Consider the following 14411-nt stretch of genomic DNA (forward strand, 5'->3'; position numbering starts at 1 on the left):
ACTTCTCCCCCTAAACTGTGAATTTTTTTACCTGTACAGGAATTACAAATCTATGAGAAGTAGTTAATATTCGCATATATCCTGGTGTTCGGGCTTTTTTTATATCCTCTTCCAACCCAGCAAATGTAGCCTGAACTTTAGCCAATGCATTTGCTTCATCAGTCGAGGCCAAGTGCCCCACAAAAAAGTTTTCAGTTTGAACTAAAAGTTCTTTGCTAATAGTGGATGGTGACTGGGTTGAGTAAATCATACCGATATGGAATTTTGCACCTTCCTTAGCAAAACGGTGATAAACAGTAGTGTTTTCTTTACTACTAGAAGGAAAAAGATTATGAGCTTCTTCAAAATATAATTGAATAAAATGATCTCCTAACGAATTTGAGACAAACTTTTTCTCCTGTTCCGTGAATATAGCATTAGATAATAGATCAGAAAAATATTGGCGAATTTCACCAGAAGCATTTCCTAAATCTAGAATTACAGTCATACCATCATTCAATAATTTGATTATTTCAGTAACAAAATCACCTGCATCAGGCGAATGATAGTTTCGGTAATTAGCTAAGATTTTTGGTCCAGATCCACTTAAAGGGTATAAGAAATTTAACAAAGCTTCATCTACTGAATCTAATAATGGTGATCCACTAGAACTTTTTAGTAATGGAGAAGTTGGATTTTGGTTTTTAAAATCAACTAGCATTTTTAATTCGTCTAGTAATTCATTAAGATTTGAGGGAGCTGATGGGGCAGGCGAAATATTATACATAGCTTCTCTTAAATCTTTTTTAAATCCTGGGTTAAATCCTGATGCATTTCTATCCCCCAATTGCAATGACAATAATTTTTTCTCATCTAATTTAAAGTTAGCTTTTTTTAATATTGCCCAGAAAAATAGAGTTTTACGTATTAGCCTTGTTTTATCCTTAGGTGATGCAGCTTTTATTTCTGGGATAGATGTGAGGCTAATATTCACAAAATCTCTAACATAGTGAGCTGTCTCGTTATCTCTTTCTAAAAATGATTTCAATATTGGTAATGCTGTATGAGGTTGCTCAGCAAAATTTAGTTTAAGTTCCTTTGATGGTGTAGTAGGTCTTGGTGTAATGGCATAAACATTACAAACTGAAGGATGAGCACTTGCCAATGATTTATTCCCATCTTGAGGATTATCATTCGCATATTCTCCATTAATATCAAAGATTAATTGACCAACTGTCCTATTACTTTGTGTAGTTCTAATCATAGAATCGGCAATAACTTTAACCACATTAGATTTACCTAATCGGGTTTTACCAAACATAGCAGTTCGGCGACCTTTAAAATCCTCCATAGAGATAAATACTTCAGGCAAAAGAGAAGTATTTAGCCCTAATTGACACTCTGTTGGCCTTAGATGACCTATTGAATGTTGGTTAATAGGATTAACAATTCCATTTACTATTAAAGTCAACAAAGATAAATCTGGTGAGTACACCTTATAGTTATGGGCACTTACAACATTGTTCACATCTCCTGAAAATTCTATTTTGCTAGAAATGTCAGGATTTGGGTAGAACATTCCTAGGACATCACATTCCAAAGCACCCCACTGCAATTCTCCCTGGGTCCATGCGTCTAATTCAGGCATTGATTTTTTATGAAGTTCAAAATATGTTTGTTGGACTTGATTCGATAAGGGTGTTGGCGAGACACTCTTTACTCTTAATAATGTAAAATGAGGAGGTAAATTTGAACTTTTGTTTTTATCATCAATAGCTAAAATTAAAAAACTTCCTCTTGGTATTCCACCAACTGATAATTTATATGGATCTGAAGTTATAATTTTTGCTTTATCATATCCTAACTCTAATACATACCCAACAAATCTTAGTCCATTTTTAATATTACTCTGCTGAAGATTAGTTTGCTCTTCTAAAAAGGTTTGTAAAATACTTAAAGGATTACTGCTTAAACTTGCTCTATCAACTAGATTTTGAACAGAATTCATTTACAAAACCATCCTTATTTATAAATTTCAAATATTTGCTTGAATAATCAGTTCTTCAAAATTACTACGACCCTTGTTATTAGATGATACTCCTGAAAATCTTGATAAAACTGAACAACTGAAACCAGCATTTTCATATAATTCTCTCACTGATTCATGATTAGCATTAGTTGCTAAAATTTTAGCTCCTCTTTCTCTTGCGCGGACTAGTGCATTACATAGTCTAACTTGATCTTCCCAAGAGAAAAGTTTCTCATTATATTGAATAAAACCATTATTATTGTGATTAACAGTGTATGGAGGATCAATGAATATAAAATCATTAGATTGTGCTCTATCTATTAAGTTTTCAAAATCAGAATAAACCAGTTCAGTATTTTGTAAGACGTTTGATATTCTTTGGAAGTCATCCGTATCGAGTAGAACATTTTTTTTCGAGCCAATCGGTACATTAAATTCACCATTCCTATTAACTCTATAGATACCATTGAAACAAGTCCTGTTTAAATATATAAATCTAGCTGCTTTATAAGCTAATTTACGAGGCTTATATTTTCTCATTTTATAGTAATACTCTTTATTATGGTGTCGATGATGGTATCTTAATTTATCCTGTACCTCGAAATAATTTGTTTTTAATGCTTGGTAAGCTAAAATAAGATCTGGATTTAAATCTCCTAAAATCGCTTCCTCTGGTTTAAGATAAAAGAAAACAGAACCTGAACCTAAAAAGGGTTCAATATATACATTGAACTTTTCCGGAAAAAGGCTATTATGACTATTAGTTAACCATCTCTTTCCACCAACCCAAGTCAAAAAAGGTGTAATTGGTGCATTCGGTATATTTGTCATATTATTAACTCCTCACCAATATACTACCACCTAGTAAAAAAAATTACATCGGATTTATTTGATAGAGAGTACGTAATTTTATTAATTTTTTTAGATTAATATTGTTACTTCATTTATTATTAGATGTCGAAAGCGTTATTTTTTTACCAATTCGTCTTCGTTTGCTTTCACATACCTCAAATACCTTGCCATGTTGCCATTGAATAGAATCCTGACCAAACTCCTTTGGCTTCAAAATTGCAATGATTGTCCCCTGTTGTATAATGTAAATCCCATCATTCATGCCATTCAAACTAGTAAGTTTATTGCTCACATTAACCCCTCCTGCTATAATTATTATAGTTTAATTGAGCAATGGAGCTTATATTTTAAAAGCTATGGTTGCCGCCATAGCTTTTTTAATTGAACATGACTAAATTGCTTAACACTTGATAGCAACGTTCTTTTTCTTTAAAGCATTCATGCAAGCAATCATTTTCAATCTCGTAAAATTCAGCTGTTATGCGAATGATATGTTTGCCGATAAGGATTTCTTCTTCATCATGAAGCTGATTAAGTGCCTGATAAATAGGATCCAGCGAAACGCCTATGATTTCATAAATATTCACATTATCCATGTTCATCCTTCTCATTTCTTCAAGCTAAAATCACTTTTATCATTCATCCAACGTCTTTACTAGCTCTTCATAAGACATATTGCGAAGCATTTCCTCAGCGCAGTTTTTACTTAGCATGATAATCGCAATGATTTCTTCACGTTCCTGCTTAGACAATCTCTCTCACCCCTTTGTGCAAATCTAGGCGATACAAGGTATATTGTCCTGCCTCTGCATGGCCAAGATATGCCGGATATTGGACAATAGATTTGCGGTATTCTAACAGTGAAGTTTGTAAATTCAAATCAGCAAAATACATCACCTTTGTTAACAATCGATGGGCTTCCGTAATGGCTCCTGGCACTTCACCAAATAACGCTCGATGCAGCATGTTGACTTCAAGTGGATCACTAGCAAAGTAAAACGCATATTGTCCAAAGCTTTTGACTACGTATAGCTTAATACGTCCAATGCCAAGGACATTTCGGTTTGTCATTTCACGTACTGCCGCGACATCATAGGCCACCTCTAGCAATTTATTAGAATCATCCTCCAACTGAATTTGATTTGTAGACACAGCCCAATAGACTTGGTGTGCAAACCAACTCAATTCAAACTCAGTCGCATACTCCAAAATCTCCTTTACCGTGATAAGGTAGCTCATCTTGCAACACTCCAGGCTATATTCGACAATCGACCCGTGTCTTTTACATAGCTTGCGAATACTGTCCCAGTCGGTCCATTTCGGTGCTTAGCGATAATAAATTCCAACATATTTTTTCGTTCGGATTCTTTGGCGTAGTAATCATCCCGATATAAAAATGCGATGACATCAGCGTCTTGTTCGATATTTCCTGAATCTCTTAAGTCGCTCATTACAGGGCGTTTGTCCTGACGTTGCTCGACACTGCGATTGAGTTGAGCTAGGCAAATAACAGGGCAATTAAATTCTTTTGCCATTTGCTTTAAATCCCATGAGATTTGGCCAATTGCTTGTGTTTGATTATCGCGCGGGTTGCTGACTCGAATGATTTGTAAGTAATCGATTAAGATTATGGGCTTTTTATCAGGGTTGGCCTTAATGATTTTACGAGCAGTTGCTCGAATCTGTGGGACGGTCATCCCGGCTCGATCATCAATTTCGATATTGGCATTATCAAGCATGCCGAGCGTTGACATCCACTTTTCTTTTTGACCGTCTGTAAAATACTCATAGGGGTTGCGCATCTTTAAGCGATTAAAATTGCCTGTTGCGGCAATAAGCCGATCAATGAGCGTAGTGCGACTCATTTCCAGTGAGAAGATGATTGGTAAATAGCCATCCCATCCTGCTTTTAGTGCGATATGGTTCATCGTGTCCGTTTTCCCCATCGAGGGTCTAGCTGCAATAATCGTGAGCTCAGCATCTTGAAAACCGTTTAGCAGCTTATCCAAATCAAGTAGCCCTGTAAGCACACCTGTTTTGCTGTTTTCTTGCTCGAAAGGTCGCTTCGCCATTTGCATTAAGTAGGCTTTAATGCTCGTATTCGTAGTCGTATATTGCGTCGTTAGCTTGTCCAGTGCATGTTGAATTTCTGCTATGCCCCAATCTTCTTGCTGTGCTTGCTCCATGATTCGACGCTTAGATCGCTCTCGCCAATTCTCCAGCACAATGGTTTCGTATTCCTCAAATTTCGTTGCACTCGCAAAGCTCCCAAGCTCAGCTAAATAATTTGCCCCACCAAGTTCAATCGGCTCTCTTGTTGTTAGCAATGTGATATAGTCAACGGCTTTACCTTCACTGACAAGCTGTAACATGCTCGTAAAAATATTTTGATGCACTTGCGAAATAAAATGGGCTGCCTCTAAGTTGCTATCTGCAATTAAATAATTTTCATGGAGCATCGTTCCCAGTAGACTTTTTTCAGCTAGCTCGATGCTAATGTTTTGGTATGTCATTACAGATCCTCTCCCTTGCTAAAATCTAAATCGAGTGATTCAGGCAAATGAGTTTGTTTTGTTAGTATGCTCTGTTTTTCGTTCAAGTAGCTTTCGAATTTCGTAGGGTTGAACAACGTATTCGGACGCAAGTATTTATTCATGTCCGGATTATGCAGCCACTGTTTGACCTTTATATCGATGACACATTTGAAGTGCTCCAACGTATAGCCATCCTTCAGTCGAGCATGGATAAGTCGCTTCGTAGCAGATGTTGTGGCTTTAAAGTTTTTCTGAGCAGTTTTGTTTAAGTGAGCAATAATTTCATGCACAATGTCGAGTTGCTCGACATTATTATTATTTTTATTACTCTTAATATCTTTGGTTATTGGTGCGGTCAAAGTGTCCCCACTTGATGAGGTCAACTTGTCCCCCTGTGTAGGGTCATATTGTCCACATGTGTCAGGACATTTTGACTCGCTCGATTGGTCATGTTGTCCCATCGTTATATAACCAAGTTTTGTATAATTTAACCGATACCATTTCGTCTTGTCGATTTTATATTTGTTGTATTGATCCGTTGAAATGATATAGCCATTCTCCTCAAGTTTTCTAATCGTACGCCTAATCGTTTTTTCAGACCAAAACGGAAACTCCTTTTTCCATTGCTGATAGCTGTTAAACACCCATTTATGCCCGTCATAGACATGTGCAGAAATCAGCAATTTATAATGCAATTGCTGTAATACAATCGCCTCATTCAAGCCCACCTTAGCAGCTAAACTAGGCAGCAATTGTAAAGGCGGTTCATTGATGAGTAGATTCATGTATCCGCCCCTCCTCTCCATGTGGAAATAAAATGCAAAGCATCTTGTAGCTTGCACTGTGGAACATCTCGATACGACACCACTTGGTAGCGTCGTTTGATTTCACGATAAAGAGATGCGAAAAAGGCTGGACGGCGCGCTTGCACCATACACAATTGATTAACACGTTCAGTCACCGCTTGTCGTAAACGCTTTTGCTCGCCTGTATGTAGGGTGATTCCATGTAGCTGTTGTTCAATTTCTTGTACACGTTGCTCCAAGGCTAATAAGCGTTTCTCGTCATACGGCAATGCAACGGGCTGGACTTGCTGTAATTCGTTTGTCAGTTTGTAATACTGCGCAACAAGCAGATGGTATGCCTCCCACGCCTTGTCGCTACTGAGTGACTTCGCTAATAAAAACGCCCCTTCTTCGGTCCACAGGTATAGCAATGATACAAATTTGAGGGTGGCGTCATTTTGTCGCCCACCTTTAAATTGTTTCAGTGCTTCCCCTGTAAGCGCAAAGTAATGCGTACCTTCTTGATAGTGCTCCTTGTTTCGTTGAAAATTGCGGATTAACGACTTACTGTCCACTTCATACGCCTCAGCAATTTGAGCCGTTGTTAACACCTTTTTATCTGCATGTTGAATATCTGTTAAATCCATGCCACTACTCCTTTCATAAGGGTGGCGACAAATTGCCGCCACCCTATGAGTGCAAGGTTGCAACATCAAATTCACTAGACAATTGATGAACTCTAAAAATAAATCACACCATTTGTAATTGATTCTCTAAATCTTCCACTAATTCAATAGCATCTCTTATAGCAGTAACTCGCCCCTTTTGTGCGAAGTAATCCTTTTGATTGCTTACATACAAACAACTATCGTAAGCTTCCGCTACATCGACGGCATAATCCCGTAACAACTCTTCTTCCTGCGCCAGAAATGTATTTAGTTTCTCTAAAACTTCTTTCATATCCGTTCCTCCTTTATTGACTTCTATCCATTTCTTGTCCATAATAAAAGGACAAGATTTTTATTAAATTTTTGAACTGTGACCCGCCAAAGCTACAGTTCAACCTTTATGCAGGTGCTATTGCGCTTGCATTTTTTCTTTTTCAATCGAACGAACAGCTACTAAATGAATGCCTTCTACCTCAGCATTTAAATACTCAAAATAAGACTCAGAACATAGAGACGGCTCAATGTGAATGTCCTGAACGCCTTCTGTTAAACGTTGAAAATCGTCATACGACACTTGCACATTACAGATCCCATCATAAAAATCTATCGCTAAAACACCTGCATTCTGTGCCATTTCATGCTTTTCCTTTAACATAGATAACAATTCCATCATTTTAAAATTTGAATAACAAATATCTAAATTGGCATTCGCCACCCTATGCAATGTGAATTTAGTTGCCTCTTGATAAGCTAAAAACGCTTTGATTTTTTCCATAGTTTCTCCTTTCTAATTTCATAAAATAATCCAACATACAAACCCACCAACCATGGGTAGCAATGTTTGTAAAATCGTTAGCCCGTCCATCCCCATTAAAAATGCGACAGCAACCTCTTGCGTATTTGTTTGCTTAAACCATTCCATAAAGGTGAGGGCATCAGGAATCTTTACACTATTCTCAAATTTTGAGATACAGGACTGTGATCGGTTCATCCGGAATGCTAGTTCTTCTTGTGACAGCCCCGCACGTTCACGACAGGCTTGCAAAATGGCGCCAATTTTCATCGTCTCACCACCTTTCACATTCCAAACCGGAATACAATATTACGTTGTTTTGTTTTAAAATTTTCATATGAAACATTAACCAACGGATTGAAAATACTTGGTATGTGTTTGAACCCATTCAGTATGCTCATCAATCCATTGCAACAATGCTTTTGAAGGAATTAAGACCCGACCGGCTTCATAAAACTTCGGGAAATCGTCTCGCCTCAATAATGCAGACGCTTTTGTACTTTTAATATTGAATAACTCCATCAACTGATTACGAGTCAATAAAATCGGTAACTCACAAATTAATGGCTTTCGTGTAAATGTCTTCTCCAACTCCTCTCGAAGCAACTTGCGAAATTCCTCTTTTATCTCCGCTTTAAACTCCTCGCTATACATCCCCCTCACCTCCTCATTTAAGGTTTGATTTTATATTACCAAATTGCCTTTTTTCCAAATGAGGAATAAAAATACATGCATTTATTTTCATTAATATTCGAATTCATTCATATTTGACTACTTTACAAATAATGGATTTTCATAAACTTTCATACTTATTCATTTTTTATTTTTTAACTGGAAAAAATGTTCCCCCTCGAAGTCAAGTACTTTTTTTATAAATCCGGAAATAATTCAAAAAGTGATGTCTCCAGAACAACCTCCAACTGCAATGAAACCTCTAATCCTGGCTTAACTCGACCACTCTCAATAGCGCTTATCATTGCAGTTGAACAGCCAACCATTTTTCCTAACTGTGCTTGCGTGAGTTGTCTCGCTTTCCTTTCAGCAATCATCCGCTCACGTTTAACCCCTTTTACATTTCGAAATTCATCCGAAGGGAATGGCTTTTTACGCTTTTTCTTACGCTTCGGTTTTGTCATGCTCCATCCCAAACTTCTCACCTCCCCTTAAATCATCCAAACTCACTTCTAATGCATCTGCTAGTTTGCACATTATTTTGAATGTAGGATTTGGATCCCCGCTATTTTCAATCATTTGGATTGTAGAATCTTTAACACCTGATAGTTTCGCTAACTGATAACGGGATATTCCTTTTGTTCTTCTAATAGTTTTTAAACAAAACACAATATAGCCACCCTTTTTTTAGGAAATATCAATTTGTTCATAGGCTTGAATCTTACGGAGATCACTCTGAGAAAACACCAAACATCAATTATATTAGTTGGTAAGATTAGCACCTTCACTGGTGCTAATCTTCCTCTACTGTAGTGTTGTTCAGCATTTGAATTCTACCTTTCTGTGAATCTATAAAATTTACAAGGCTTTATTACTATGCGAATGACTAGAACTTCACGCGCTCAGAGCGATAGTCTAAATCCATACGAATGAACCCAAGCATGGCGTATGCATCTGTGTACGTCATGTTTACTCCTTTAAAAAGCTCAATCACTTTATTAGACATTTCTATCGCTTCTTCTAAAGTACAATCGTTCCAAACGTTAGAAGAATATGCCTCTTCCAAACTCCTTACATTTGGTGGGTACTTTCGTAACAAGTACTCTTTGAAAGTTTGTTTACGCATCTTTCTCACCTCCTTTCAATTTAGTTGTAGGATTTACTAACCTCACTGTCGAATAATGACAGTGAAAGGTGGTGAAGTCTTATGAAAATAATAGGAATACTTCTAATTGCTTTCTTTTACTTAAGAAGACCTATAAAAAAGCTACGGGAAAATATCAAATTAAACTATCTTATTAGTCTTTATGACGCATATAAAGCTAAGGAAACAGAAGAAGAAAGATTATTAGCTTTTGAATTAATCGCTAAAAATCGTTCTTTAAGCAATGAATTAATTGGTAGTGTTCGCTTTCGCTCTCCTTCATATAAAGATTTCAAAAATGAGGAAAAGTTATTTAACACCTATATAAAATTAATAGAAACTTTTGATCGTAATTCATATTTAATGAAAAAATATTTCAATCCAAAATATGCAGTAAAAGATATTTTCTATTTACCTGCTTCAATTTTTTCATTTCTACTCAACCATTCATTCAAACGCTACACAACTTTCATCCTTAGCATTTTCGGTTGGATAGCAACTATCATAATTTCTGCCTATGCGACAGAAATAAGAGAAATAATCGATTCCATCATAGATAAATTCATTTAATCAACAGATATAGGAGTATTGCTGTTTGAGTGGCTATTAATATTCGAAGGTATTTGTCTCTAAGCAATAATGACTGCATACCTTGTTCGATAACATAAAGCAATAATATTAGCTCAGCCTCTGTTCTAGCAGAGGCCTCCTTTTCATGTACACTTATCTTGGTTTTATCATGCTCCTTCACAAACTTCCTACCTCCTCAACTATTTAACCATTGGTTAAATTACTGTCTAAAAAAATATAGTCTGGCGTTGTATCCAATACCTTCGCTATTTTGACTGCCATTTCATATGAAAGTCCACGTTTTCCATTTTCAATCATCCAGTAATACTGAAATGAAACATCCAACATATTCGCCATTGACTGATAGGAAATACGCTTTCTCTCACGTAATACTTTTAATTTATTTAAGTTCACTTCATCACCTCATTTAACTTGGTGTTAAATACATAATAATTTAACACAGAGTTAAAATCAACCACATTTTTATCTTTTAGTTAAATTCTATTTTCTTTGGTCAAATCTATTCCGTTTAACGATTAGTTAAACTATAATGTTATCAAGGAGTGAGAGCATGCTAAGTACTCGTTTAAAAGCTTTACGCATTGGAAAAAAATTAACTCAAAGACAATTAGCTGAAAAAATAAATGTTACTCACGTTTCAATATCAGGTTACGAAAGTGGGAATCGTTCTCCTGATACTGATACTTTACAAAGACTTGCCGATTTTTTCGAAGTCAGTACAGACTACCTACTGGGTCGTACAAATAAACAAGCACTTACTCCACAAGAAAAAGAAGAAGCAGAATTCCAAGCATTCGTTAATGACCCATCTCTTGAAAAATGGTATAAAGAGTTACCTAAGAGCCGTGAAGAGGATTTACAGAAGTTACGTAAGATGTGGGAGATTTTAAAGGATAGTGGAGAGATTTAAGCAACTAACGAATTACAATGAAAAAACAATTTTATTTTTTTCTTTTTTTTTAAAGTTAAATAATTAAAAATTGAGTAGAGATTAATTAATTTTCAACTACCAAATATTGTTTCAGAAAAATTCTAGTGTTTCAATTTCTGGTTTACTGATTTTCATTAAAAAACTAAATAAGCTGTATTGTATATAAAAAAATAGTGTTTTGAATGTTTGTTAAGTGGTTAGAGCTTTAAAATTAAATAATTGAAGACATGATTTTTATCTAAATGGGTTGCGTAAAGTGGATGAATAATTGCTTATACTACATTTAATTATAATTATTAAAGACATGTCCTTAATAATTATAATTACTACATAGAAGTCAGCGCCAAAAAACTTGCATTTAAGTAATATGAAAAGCACGAGGACAAAAGGTTAAATACAGTTTATAAAAAGGGAAATTTTAAGGAGAAGATAAAAAAGGAGTTGCCTAAGTTTTGAGAAGTAGATTTGGATTAACTAAGTAAGATATTTTAAATTTATATAACCAACGTAGTTGGCAGGGCTAATGTAAAACCATTCAGAAGATAAATATGCGAGTCTTACATAAATTTTTTTGTTGGTTATCTAGTTATATTTACGCAAGTCAATAAGACTAATTTCTCTAAATTAATGAAAAATATTTTTTCTAATTAATATTCTTCATACTTAATTCGAGTTTTATATTTAATTCAACACCACTAAATGTATTTCAATGGAGGCCAGTACAGTTATGTTTAAAGATAAACTACCAAAGGATTTTGACATGCTTACCGATTTACAAGCCCACTATTTAATGAGCTACTCACCAAATAAAGAACAATTATTTATGCATAGTGCAAATTTAGATAGTAATTTCCTTAAAGATTTAAAAAGTAATGTAGCAGATAAATACGAGTTACCCCTAGATACTTTCGAAACTGAAAAAGAGATTGATGACAAGGTATATATTTTCCCACCTAAAGATAAGGATGGTTTAAAATTCTCTAAAGAAATTTTAGACGTTTTTAAAATTACAACTGGCACTATAATTGGATCCAATAATTCAATCACAACAGCCACTAAAATCCCTACCCCTACTAATTTAAAGTTTATAATAAGTCACTTTAAAACTAATTCAGGTAATAATGTTCTAATTTTTTCTAGGCAAGATCGTATTGGTGTACCAAACAAAAAAAAGGCTTTCAAATTTAATGGTAACGATGATTTCAATATAGTGAATATTGATGATATCTATCTTTTTAACCCATTTCCAACTTGTATCTTTATAAATGAAGATATTTATGTAATAGATTACAAAGGTTTTATTGAAATTTTCCAGTATAAACAACACTTAACGACGTATGTAAATGATGTAATAGAAATGCTAGAAAAGTCTGCTATAATTTCTAACATGTCATCTTATAAGACTTCCTTTGGTAAGTATAGATTTTTTAATGCCCTTACTAAAATCGATAAAGATCCAAATGCTGTCTTAAAATTTGTAAAAAGTAATGCTGCTGATATTCAAAAAATAACTACAGAATATGAAGTTCATTTTAATTATGATTCTACTCAAAATAATTTTCACATATTAGATGAAGAAGGAATCAAAATATTAGTGAGACTTCTATCGGATAGAACTGGATTTAATTTAGCTAATACTTTTATTATGTATCCTTCGAGAGAAACAATAACGCGGAAGAATAAAAAGAAATCAACAAAACCGAAGAACAAAGTAACTACAACGAATAAATAACATAAATTAGAACGAACGTTTGTTTTAGTGTATAATTTAAATACAACATATAAACTTATAAAAGAAAGGTGATGATATTGAAACAGCTAATTAAATTTTTCTTTTATAGTTTTTACCTGTTAGCAGCAGAGTTACCATTAATATTTATTTTGCTTTTGCGAGCCAAAGCAAATGATTCTTCTTTAGAATTTTTTCTTAAAATCACTTTATTAATATCTGTTGCCATAAATATTTTACTCATTTTATTACTTATATTTTGGAAACATCATAAAAAATTCACAGAAGATATCAATATTAATTGTGAAGAATTAGGAAAAAATACAATGGGAGATTTTTTCGCTTTTTTCCTCCTACCTTTTTTTACATTTTCATTAAGCACTACCGAAAATTTAAGCTATTTAATAGTGGAACTTGCTGTATTATTCATATTGTTAAATATATTTTTGTATCGAACAGAAAATTTAACTTCTAATATTCTTGTATACTTATTTTTCAATATTTATAATACATCTACACTAGGAAAAAGTAACCTTGTATTATTAACTTTCCGACCTCTTGATATCCAGGATTTTGACAAATCAAGTAATATAATAGAAATAAATAATAAATTTATTATCTATGTTGGCGAATTAGAGACTTATTTCAGGAAAATTTTACTTTTCATTTTATCAGTTCTCGGCTTGTTGTTTGTATTTATATATTATTACCTATAGCCCCTCTACTAAAATAGCGGGGTTTTAATGTACACAAAAAAGAACATACGTTCTTTAAATAGTAATGAGGTGCTATTATGTTTTGCAACAATCATCTGGAAGATTACATCAAAGATTTATACATAAGAATGGGTATTACCATCCCTGCCTTTCTGGATTTTCAAGTAATTTCAGAAAGAATTGGAATCAAAGTTTTTTTCTGGTCAGATTCTAGCCAAGCTTTATTCGCCAACAATCAACCTTTCATATTTTTAAACCAATCTAGTAGCATGCAACAACAGTGGCAAGAATTTTGTCATGAGTTAGCACATGTATTACTACATTCTGGGGATCAATTCTATATGTATCCCCTCTTCCGTGAATACCAAGAATATAAGGCAAATAACTTTATGTACCATGCCTGTGTCCCCTCTTTTATGTTGGATGAACTAGAGCCTACTGAACTGACTGTCGAGAATGTACAACGGCTATTTAATGTGGAATATGACTTTGCATTCAAACGATTGGAGCAGTATCGCAGTAAAAAGTTACTTATGCTGAATTGGAATAGGCAGAACGATAACTCTATTTTATAGTTGGAAGCAGAATGGTATATGCATTCAAAACAAATGAAATGAAGGTGAACGATTTTGAGTTTAGGTGAGTTATTAAAGGAACTACGTGGTGATGAGTCTTTACGTGATGCAGCAAAACGTATGGATATTACGTTTTCTTACTTGGCTATGCTTGAAAGAGGAACGGATCGTCGTACTGGCAATGCGATAAAACCTACGCCAGAAACATTGCAACGCATTGCCACAGCCTATCAATATGATTACATAAACCTAATTGAGGTTGCAGGTTTGTCCGATGACCCTACTTATAATCCTGCATTAAAAGAACCTTTTCCCCACAACCCCTCATTACAGCAATGGTACAAGTCTCTTCCCTACTGTAATGAGAGAGACGTCGAGAAACTAAAAATAATTTGGGAAGTACTTTCATAAAG

The 14411-nt window shown here is 34.5% G+C and carries 22 protein-coding genes; 6 read left to right on the forward strand and 16 right to left on the reverse strand.

Going from position 1 to position 14411, the window contains the following annotated elements; all coding sequences use genetic code 11:
• Window positions 1-10 precede the first annotated feature (10 nt).
• The 15 genes from ACIP9C_RS15445 to ACIP9C_RS15515 form a co-directional block, all read right to left on the reverse strand.
• Complete coding sequence (locus ACIP9C_RS15445) at window positions 11-1987, reverse strand: ATP-binding protein (protein ID WP_340824301.1); 1977 nt, start codon at window positions 1985-1987, stop codon at window positions 11-13.
• Between the two features lie 27 nt (window positions 1988-2014).
• Entirely contained in the window at window positions 2015-2839 is an 825-nt protein-coding gene (locus ACIP9C_RS15450; protein WP_340824300.1) for a DNA adenine methylase, read from the reverse strand.
• Between the two features lie 109 nt (window positions 2840-2948).
• On the reverse strand, window positions 2949-3152 hold the full coding sequence (locus tag ACIP9C_RS15455; RefSeq protein ID WP_340824299.1) for a hypothetical protein: 204 nt from the start codon (window positions 3150-3152) through the stop codon (window positions 2949-2951).
• An 85-nt stretch (window positions 3153-3237) separates the two neighbouring features.
• A complete protein-coding gene (locus tag ACIP9C_RS15460) occupies window positions 3238-3456 on the reverse strand; it encodes a hypothetical protein (RefSeq protein WP_340824298.1) in 219 nt (72 codons plus the stop codon).
• A 148-nt stretch (window positions 3457-3604) separates the two neighbouring features.
• Window positions 3605-4099, reverse strand: a complete 495-nt coding sequence (locus ACIP9C_RS15465; protein WP_340824294.1) for a hypothetical protein — start codon at window positions 4097-4099, stop codon at window positions 3605-3607.
• Window positions 4096-5373, reverse strand: a complete 1278-nt coding sequence (locus ACIP9C_RS15470; protein ID WP_401012024.1) for a replicative DNA helicase — start codon at window positions 5371-5373, stop codon at window positions 4096-4098. The genes ACIP9C_RS15465 and ACIP9C_RS15470 overlap by 4 nt, the downstream gene beginning before the upstream one ends.
• Window positions 5373-6179, reverse strand: a complete 807-nt coding sequence (locus ACIP9C_RS15475) for a conserved phage C-terminal domain-containing protein (protein WP_401012026.1) — start codon at window positions 6177-6179, stop codon at window positions 5373-5375. Before ACIP9C_RS15475 ends, ACIP9C_RS15470 begins: the two co-directional genes overlap by 1 nt.
• Window positions 6176-6826 (reverse strand): ORF6N domain-containing protein, encoded by a 651-nt coding sequence (locus ACIP9C_RS15480; RefSeq protein WP_401012028.1) that lies wholly within the window; start codon window positions 6824-6826, stop codon window positions 6176-6178. Before ACIP9C_RS15480 ends, ACIP9C_RS15475 begins: the two co-directional genes overlap by 4 nt.
• Window positions 6827-6929: 103 nt before the next feature.
• On the reverse strand, window positions 6930-7139 hold the full coding sequence (locus tag ACIP9C_RS15485) for a hypothetical protein (protein ID WP_401012030.1): 210 nt from the start codon (window positions 7137-7139) through the stop codon (window positions 6930-6932).
• Window positions 7140-7256: 117 nt separating this feature from the next.
• Entirely contained in the window at window positions 7257-7622 is a 366-nt protein-coding gene (locus ACIP9C_RS15490; RefSeq protein WP_401012031.1) for a hypothetical protein, read from the reverse strand.
• Window positions 7623-7640: 18 nt separating this feature from the next.
• Window positions 7641-7910, reverse strand: a complete 270-nt coding sequence (locus tag ACIP9C_RS15495) for a helix-turn-helix domain-containing protein (protein ID WP_401012033.1) — start codon at window positions 7908-7910, stop codon at window positions 7641-7643.
• Between the two features lie 75 nt (window positions 7911-7985).
• A complete protein-coding gene (locus ACIP9C_RS15500; protein WP_172771733.1) occupies window positions 7986-8294 on the reverse strand; it encodes a DNA-binding protein in 309 nt (102 codons plus the stop codon).
• Between the two features lie 215 nt (window positions 8295-8509).
• Entirely contained in the window at window positions 8510-8788 is a 279-nt protein-coding gene (locus tag ACIP9C_RS15505; protein WP_340824285.1) for a helix-turn-helix transcriptional regulator, read from the reverse strand.
• Window positions 8757-8981, reverse strand: coding sequence for a helix-turn-helix domain-containing protein (locus ACIP9C_RS15510; protein ID WP_401012036.1), 225 nt, complete (start codon window positions 8979-8981; stop codon window positions 8757-8759). The genes ACIP9C_RS15505 and ACIP9C_RS15510 overlap by 32 nt, the downstream gene beginning before the upstream one ends.
• Window positions 8982-9198: 217 nt before the next feature.
• Window positions 9199-9438 carry a hypothetical protein gene (locus tag ACIP9C_RS15515; protein ID WP_401012038.1) on the reverse strand — a complete coding sequence of 80 codons (240 nt, stop codon included), beginning with the start codon at window positions 9436-9438 and terminating at the stop codon, window positions 9199-9201.
• Between the two features lie 81 nt (window positions 9439-9519).
• Here ACIP9C_RS15515 and ACIP9C_RS15520 point away from each other — a divergent pair, with 81 nt between their 5' ends.
• Entirely contained in the window at window positions 9520-10026 is a 507-nt protein-coding gene (locus tag ACIP9C_RS15520; protein WP_401012040.1) for a hypothetical protein, read from the forward strand.
• A 204-nt stretch (window positions 10027-10230) separates the two neighbouring features.
• Here ACIP9C_RS15520 and ACIP9C_RS15525 read toward each other — a convergent pair whose 3' ends face one another.
• Window positions 10231-10440 carry a helix-turn-helix transcriptional regulator gene (locus ACIP9C_RS15525; protein ID WP_401012042.1) on the reverse strand — a complete coding sequence of 70 codons (210 nt, stop codon included), beginning with the start codon at window positions 10438-10440 and terminating at the stop codon, window positions 10231-10233.
• Between the two features lie 157 nt (window positions 10441-10597).
• On the opposite strand from ACIP9C_RS15525, the gene ACIP9C_RS15530 reads away from it, so the two are divergent.
• From ACIP9C_RS15530 to ACIP9C_RS15550, 5 genes are all read left to right on the forward strand, one after another.
• Window positions 10598-10957 carry a helix-turn-helix domain-containing protein gene (locus ACIP9C_RS15530; protein ID WP_401012044.1) on the forward strand — a complete coding sequence of 120 codons (360 nt, stop codon included), beginning with the start codon at window positions 10598-10600 and terminating at the stop codon, window positions 10955-10957.
• A 748-nt stretch (window positions 10958-11705) separates the two neighbouring features.
• Window positions 11706-12710 (forward strand): Kiwa anti-phage protein KwaB-like domain-containing protein, encoded by a 1005-nt coding sequence (locus ACIP9C_RS15535; RefSeq protein WP_401012046.1) that lies wholly within the window; start codon window positions 11706-11708, stop codon window positions 12708-12710.
• 77 nt (window positions 12711-12787) lie between these two features.
• Window positions 12788-13423, forward strand: coding sequence for a hypothetical protein (locus ACIP9C_RS15540; RefSeq protein WP_401012048.1), 636 nt, complete (start codon window positions 12788-12790; stop codon window positions 13421-13423).
• A 77-nt stretch (window positions 13424-13500) separates the two neighbouring features.
• Complete coding sequence (locus tag ACIP9C_RS15545; RefSeq protein ID WP_401012050.1) at window positions 13501-13998, forward strand: ImmA/IrrE family metallo-endopeptidase; 498 nt, start codon at window positions 13501-13503, stop codon at window positions 13996-13998.
• Window positions 13999-14052: 54 nt separating this feature from the next.
• Window positions 14053-14409: a helix-turn-helix domain-containing protein gene (locus ACIP9C_RS15550; RefSeq protein WP_401012051.1), complete on the forward strand. Its 357-nt coding sequence runs from the start codon at window positions 14053-14055 to the stop codon at window positions 14407-14409.
• The last annotated feature ends 2 nt before the right edge of the window (window positions 14410-14411 follow it).

It is taken from the genome of Lysinibacillus sp. NPDC093210 (genome assembly GCF_044753985.1).
GTDB lineage: Bacteria > Bacillota > Bacilli > Bacillales_A > Planococcaceae > Lysinibacillus.